Consider the following 5,242-nt stretch of genomic DNA (forward strand, 5'->3'; position numbering starts at 1 on the left):
AGAATAATTAAAGAGCAAAAAAATTCCAGGTTCAAAAATATACCAAATGAACCTAGGTTCAAAAATATACTTATGTTCAATTTTGAATCTAGGTTCATTTTAAGGCTCTTTTTTGATTTGAGCACCACAAACAATATATAGTACTGAAAGACTACGCAATATTATGACGAAATGTATTTTATTAGATAAATACAATGGATATCATAATATTACGTATGATATGGTACAGAAGCAATTAGCAAAAGCCGTGAAATCGGGAATCATTACGAGTGCGGAAAAGGATTTCATTGAGAAACATTTCTACAAGATAAGAAGTACCAAAGGAAGCCTTGAAGATATCAGGATGAAAAAGATCGCAACGCATCTTGTGGCCTGGAGAAAGCACTACGGCATCAATGAAGAATATACTAATATTACAATTGATGATATCGATAAAGCCATCTTTTATATTTCACGTACAAATTCACAGACCGGAAGACCGTTCAAGCAGACCACTCTGGATGACTACTTAACCATCCTCAAAGGGTTCATGACCTTTTTAATCGAATCAGGCAATTCTGAAATTTCAAAGAAGGATATCCAGAATATAAAGATCAGTGTTGAGGATTCTATGACCAAGACTGCTGAAGATATCCCGACAGAAGCCGAGGTCATGAAAATAGTAGGATGTGCAAAAACGACAAGGGATGAAGCGGCATATAGTCTCATGTATGACGGAGGGTTTAGAAGCTGCGAAATCGGGAGACTCAAATGGAACCAGATTAAGTTCGACAATTTAGGTGCACTTGTCAATGTGTCAGATAAAACTAAGAAGACAAGGACGGTTAGGATTATGGCTTCGGTGGATGCCCTGAAAAAGTGGAAGGAAGAGTATCCCGTTGAACTTAAAAGCGACGGATTTGTCTTCCTGACACAGAATAACCGTCCTATGACGTATAAGTCTCTTTCAGCTCAGTTTCAGGTACTTCTGGAGAGATCAGGGCTTAAGAAGCATTATACAATGCACGACCTGAGGCATGCCAGGATCACAAACCTGATCCAGAGAGGTATACATGAGAGTACGATCAAGCTGGCGATGTGGGGTAACATAAACACGAAGCAGTTCGAAACTTACCTTCACCTGTGCAGTGTAGATCAGGATAAAGAGTTCTGCAAAGGTTACGGGATAGAATATCCGGATGATAACAAAGAAAATATACCGGCCCTGAAGGTTTGCAGCATATGCGGTCATAGAAATTCACCATTGGCCCATTCATGCCATAATTGTAATGAACCTCTGGATATATTCCTGGAATCTGATCTCTTCAGCCTGATAGGATTCCTTGAGACTACGGACGAATACAAATCCCTGATCTCGTCTGTGAAAAACCAGTCGTCAAGGGAAATAATGATCTAAATTAGGAGGTGAAACAATGATAAAGATCGATTCAAAGTTATATGATGCACTGCCCGAACTCTACAGGATTACGGTAGATATGCTCTTCAAAAACGGCAAGGCAGAACTAATGGATGAAGACAAAAACAAAAATCAAATCTAATTTTTTTTCAGGAACAATTCACTTCTTCTCTTAATTTTGTGTTTTCATATTCAAGCAGTTCGCATTTTCTTTTAAGTCCAAAAACAGCCATCTTGTGTTCATTAAGTTCATAATTCAGCTGTTTCTTCTCCTGAATCAAGACATCATTTTCATCAGCCTGATCTTTGATCTTTCGATCGAATTTTGAAAATCCCCAGTCTAGGCATTAAGACGACAGATTTAGTTTTTATATAAATAAATTATTTTGAGATTGAGCTTTTATGAAGGTTAAATTCTACCCTTTTTAACTAAATTCCAATAATGCTCACCTAAAGTAGTTAATTTACAGGATTTTGAGTTGATTGCAGCATAATACATATGCTCTTCTCCAACAGGGACCACCAAATTTACCCTATTATAGTTCTGTAATATTCTAAATTTTCCTTCTTTTTCCTTTACATTATGATTTTCATCAGGTTCGTATTCAGGATCAAGTTTAAATTCTTCACCAGGATAAGAAAATAATTCTATAATTTGGTGTAATTCAGTCAAAGAAATCGGAGGTTCTACTTTTCTTAGTTTTGTAAAGTTCTTAACATTTGTTTTAAATATTGGTCTTTGTTCCCAAGGACCTAGAGATTGATCAATATGCGCATATACACTTCCGGGAGTAATATACCCTACCAAATTTGCTGCACTTCCAGTCATTGCATCTACAAATAGTTTTGTAAAAACACCTGAACCATTTTCTTCCATTGCATATTGTGTATCACTAGATGCGGTCAATATAGTAGTGCCTTCATGAAGTGTAGCAAATGAACCACAATCAGGAGAATCCCCCAAACAACCAGAATGACAACAATCAAGAATTATAATTTTATTTTTTGCAGGAGATTGGTTTGATATAGTAAGAAGATCACTCATTGAAAATCCATCTTCAATATCATCATAATCAGAGGCTAAAAGCTGACCTCCAGTATTGTCAACGTACCCATGTCCTGAATAATAAAACAGTGCGATTTCGTCATTGTTATCTTTAAAAAGTTCTTGAATTTGCCTTTTTAATTCAGACTTTTTTATGGCACTAGATGGTGATGTTGCTGTTAACAAATTTACTTCAAAATTCTTTGTCCCATCACTATCTCTTTCTAAAACCGATTTTATCGCATTAGCATCATTTACACAACCATTGAGGTTATTACCATTTCCATAATAATCAATACCAACAACAAGGGCTTTTCTCATAGTTTATCCAACTCCCTTATTGCTGCCACTATAGAATCAGTATTCCATTTTACGATTAGATCTGCAGAATCTTTCACAACTTTTGATGTTTTTTCAGCACCCCACGGCTCAATAGCCAAAATTTTTTTCCTCTTTCCTTTTGCGATTCTAATCTCCTCATTAATCCACTTACTATATGTTGAATAAACACCGGCAAGGATAATAATAACATTACAAGGCATTATTTTACGTTCAATCGCAGAATGTAATTCTCTATCAGTCCCATTTGTATGAATAGGATCGTTTTTTGGAACAGAGTAATCTGAAAAATTAAAATTAGGCTTTGCCCTAAGCTTTGAAATTAAATTTTCATAATTTTTTGAATAAGACCAAGAATGACTAACAAATAAATGATAATTTTTTGACATATTATTCCCCTCTCAAATTTTAACTATCTCTTTCTCTAATTATCCTATCAATTTCACTCTGAAGAGTTTCAAGATTCCATGAGATTACCTTATCTCCATGTTCTCTCATTGGAGCAGGAATACGGTGATTTTTATCACTATGAATCCTCATCCCAATGACAGGTTTACCAAGTTCATGAGCTTTTTTAATTTCCCATAAGACAGCTGGACGTGTGTGTGTATCTTCTCCTATTGCAACAACAACAAGAGTTGATTGTTTTATCCTTTCAGTACACTGGGTTTTCCACTTTTCATTAAAAGGTTCTTTTACAGAATAATCAGTGAACTCGATTTTATCAGATGTTTTTGCTTGATGTCTAAGCAATTTAACTTGCATCTCATCGTCCATATAAAAGCTAATAAAAACTCTAGGTTTAATTTTTTCCGAATCTCCATCTTGATCAAATCTTGAGATAGCTGATTGTTGAGATTTCTTCATTAAATCATCATATCTCTCATTTGCATGTCTTTCCCTTCCATTTCCAAAACCAGTACCCATTATGAAGCCCCCAAATTCAATATATCATCATCTGAGATTTCAAAGATTTCTTCAGTATTATGAAGAATAAACCATTCTGACAATTTTGTCTGATCTAAGCCATAAGAAAGAGCAGTTGAACAAATATCAGATAAATTATTCATTATCAGAGATTTGGAGATCTTTTCATGATTAGAGAGATTAAAAGTTCGTCCATTTTCATATCGATTTCCTTTAAATGCTCTTGTATAATGAGATTGAGTAATAAAACAATCGGCTGAATGAAATTTCTTAATAGATGAGCGAGAACCAATACCATAAGCCATAAGATACGGAACATTTTCTCTCAGCTTAAAAAATAGTCTAATTCCTGTTCCAAGGAGATATCTATTACTTTTTAAAAGATATTCCCCAGAATGAAAAGAAAAGACCTTAATTCCAAACTTTTTTAAAGAAAATGCATGACAAAGTAATTGTTCATAATTACTTCCTTTTACAAGTCCTATGGGGGTGGATTTTAAATTATCAATTAAAACGTTTGTATCTTCAATTACCCTTCGTATTTCTTTATCTCCAACTTGCAAATCATACTCATCTCTACAATAAGTCTCACAATCAGGAGTGAAATACCATTCTGCACCTAAAGTTTCAATTATTTCTTGATATTTATCAATTGAAAGACCAAAGACCATTTTATCAGGAGCTATTGAAGAAATAATAAATTTCCCTTTAAATTGAAAAAAGTCATGAAGGCCACCTTTATTTGATATTTCATCAAATATTGAATTTGTCCTCCTTCCATCACTAGTTATCAAATCTTGAATTTTAATAACAGCATATTCATGACCCGTCATTTCCCAAGGATCATATGTTAATTCTTCACTTAATTTAATACAAGGAATTACAGATTTATTTGGAATGTACATAATATTAGAAGAAAATGACTTTCTGGGATTGTTTTTTTGGATATAATTCATTATACCACCTTCTAGTATTCTGCAATAATATCTAAAGAAGGAGCCAATGGAATTTAGAGACATATCACAAATATTTTATAGACATACAACAATTTTAGGGGTACATCTAAAATTAATTTTGATTAGCTTTATTTATATATTATTACAATAGTATATTTTATGCGCGCAAAATATTTATTTTTTTCTATATAATTATGCACATGATCAAAACAATTACATTTCATTTTTAAATTGAACAAGTTTTTTCTTTTAATTTTGAATTTTCATATTCAAGCAGTTCGCATTTTCTTTTAAGTCCAAAAACAGCCATCTTGTGTTCATTCAGTTCATAATTCAGCTTTTTATTCTCCTGAACCAGAGCTTCATTTTCATCAACCTGTTCTTTGATCTTTTGATCAAATTCTGAAACCTGCTGCTTCAGCTCAGACAGTTGAACCTTTTCAAGGTTCTCTTCGTCTTTCCGCTTCCTGACAACTTCACATTTGCTCTGGTGGGCTGCAAGGGCACGTTTGTTGCTGAACCAGCGCCCACATTCACATTTGATCACAATACTCCCTCCACAGGGCCTCAGGTTGACGG

General features: G+C 34.0%; 8 protein-coding genes. 2 read left to right on the top strand and 6 right to left on the bottom strand.

The annotated features are described in order from the left end of the window. Positions 1-163: 163 nt before the first annotated feature. Together ACTB1O_RS03125 and ACTB1O_RS03130 are read left to right on the top strand one after the other, a co-directional pair. The gene (locus ACTB1O_RS03125; protein ID WP_462993682.1) at positions 164-1,396 is read left to right on the top strand and encodes a tyrosine-type recombinase/integrase; all 1,233 of its coding nucleotides are present in this window, start codon (positions 164-166) and stop codon (positions 1,394-1,396) included. 16 nt (positions 1,397-1,412) lie between these two features. Continuing rightward, complete coding sequence (locus ACTB1O_RS03130; RefSeq protein ID WP_462993683.1) at positions 1,413-1,538, top strand: hypothetical protein; 126 nt, start codon at positions 1,413-1,415, stop codon at positions 1,536-1,538. A 7-nt stretch (positions 1,539-1,545) separates the two neighbouring features. Here the strand turns inward: ACTB1O_RS03130 and ACTB1O_RS03135 are convergent, their stop codons facing one another. From ACTB1O_RS03135 to ACTB1O_RS03160, 6 genes are all read right to left on the bottom strand, one after another. Continuing rightward, positions 1,546-1,677, bottom strand: a complete 132-nt coding sequence (locus ACTB1O_RS03135) for a hypothetical protein (protein WP_462993684.1) — start codon at positions 1,675-1,677, stop codon at positions 1,546-1,548. Positions 1,678-1,805: 128 nt separating this feature from the next. Then, complete coding sequence (locus ACTB1O_RS03140) at positions 1,806-2,762, bottom strand: caspase family protein (protein WP_462993685.1); 957 nt, start codon at positions 2,760-2,762, stop codon at positions 1,806-1,808. Further along, positions 2,759-3,169: a TIR domain-containing protein gene (locus ACTB1O_RS03145; RefSeq protein WP_462993686.1), complete on the bottom strand. Its 411-nt coding sequence runs from the start codon at positions 3,167-3,169 to the stop codon at positions 2,759-2,761. The genes ACTB1O_RS03140 and ACTB1O_RS03145 overlap by 4 nt, the downstream gene beginning before the upstream one ends. 19 nt (positions 3,170-3,188) lie before the next feature. Beyond that, the gene (locus ACTB1O_RS03150) at positions 3,189-3,707 is read right to left on the bottom strand and encodes a TIR domain-containing protein (RefSeq protein ID WP_462993687.1); all 519 of its coding nucleotides are present in this window, start codon (positions 3,705-3,707) and stop codon (positions 3,189-3,191) included. Further along, positions 3,707-4,663 (bottom strand): hypothetical protein, encoded by a 957-nt coding sequence (locus ACTB1O_RS03155; RefSeq protein WP_462993688.1) that lies wholly within the window; start codon positions 4,661-4,663, stop codon positions 3,707-3,709. The genes ACTB1O_RS03150 and ACTB1O_RS03155 overlap by 1 nt, the downstream gene beginning before the upstream one ends. Positions 4,664-4,889: 226 nt before the next feature. Beyond that, positions 4,890-5,242, bottom strand: a 353-nt coding sequence (locus ACTB1O_RS03160) for a hypothetical protein (protein WP_462993689.1), incomplete at its 5' end; no start/stop codon positions are given.

Source organism: Methanomicrobium sp., assembly GCF_055145805.1.

Coding starts and splice junctions, on each gene's coding strand:
- ACTB1O_RS03125 (WP_462993682.1), top strand. CDS start 164: ATGACGAAATGTATTTTATTAGATAAATACAATGGATATCATAATATT.
- ACTB1O_RS03130 (WP_462993683.1), top strand. CDS start 1,413: ATGATAAAGATCGATTCAAAGTTATATGATGCACTGCCCGAACTCTAC.
- ACTB1O_RS03140 (WP_462993685.1), bottom strand. CDS start 2,762: ATGAGAAAAGCCCTTGTTGTTGGTATTGATTATTATGGAAATGGTAAT.
- ACTB1O_RS03145 (WP_462993686.1), bottom strand. CDS start 3,169: ATGTCAAAAAATTATCATTTATTTGTTAGTCATTCTTGGTCTTATTCA.
- ACTB1O_RS03150 (WP_462993687.1), bottom strand. CDS start 3,707: ATGGGTACTGGTTTTGGAAATGGAAGGGAAAGACATGCAAATGAGAGA.
- ACTB1O_RS03155 (WP_462993688.1), bottom strand. CDS start 4,663: ATGAATTATATCCAAAAAAACAATCCCAGAAAGTCATTTTCTTCTAAT.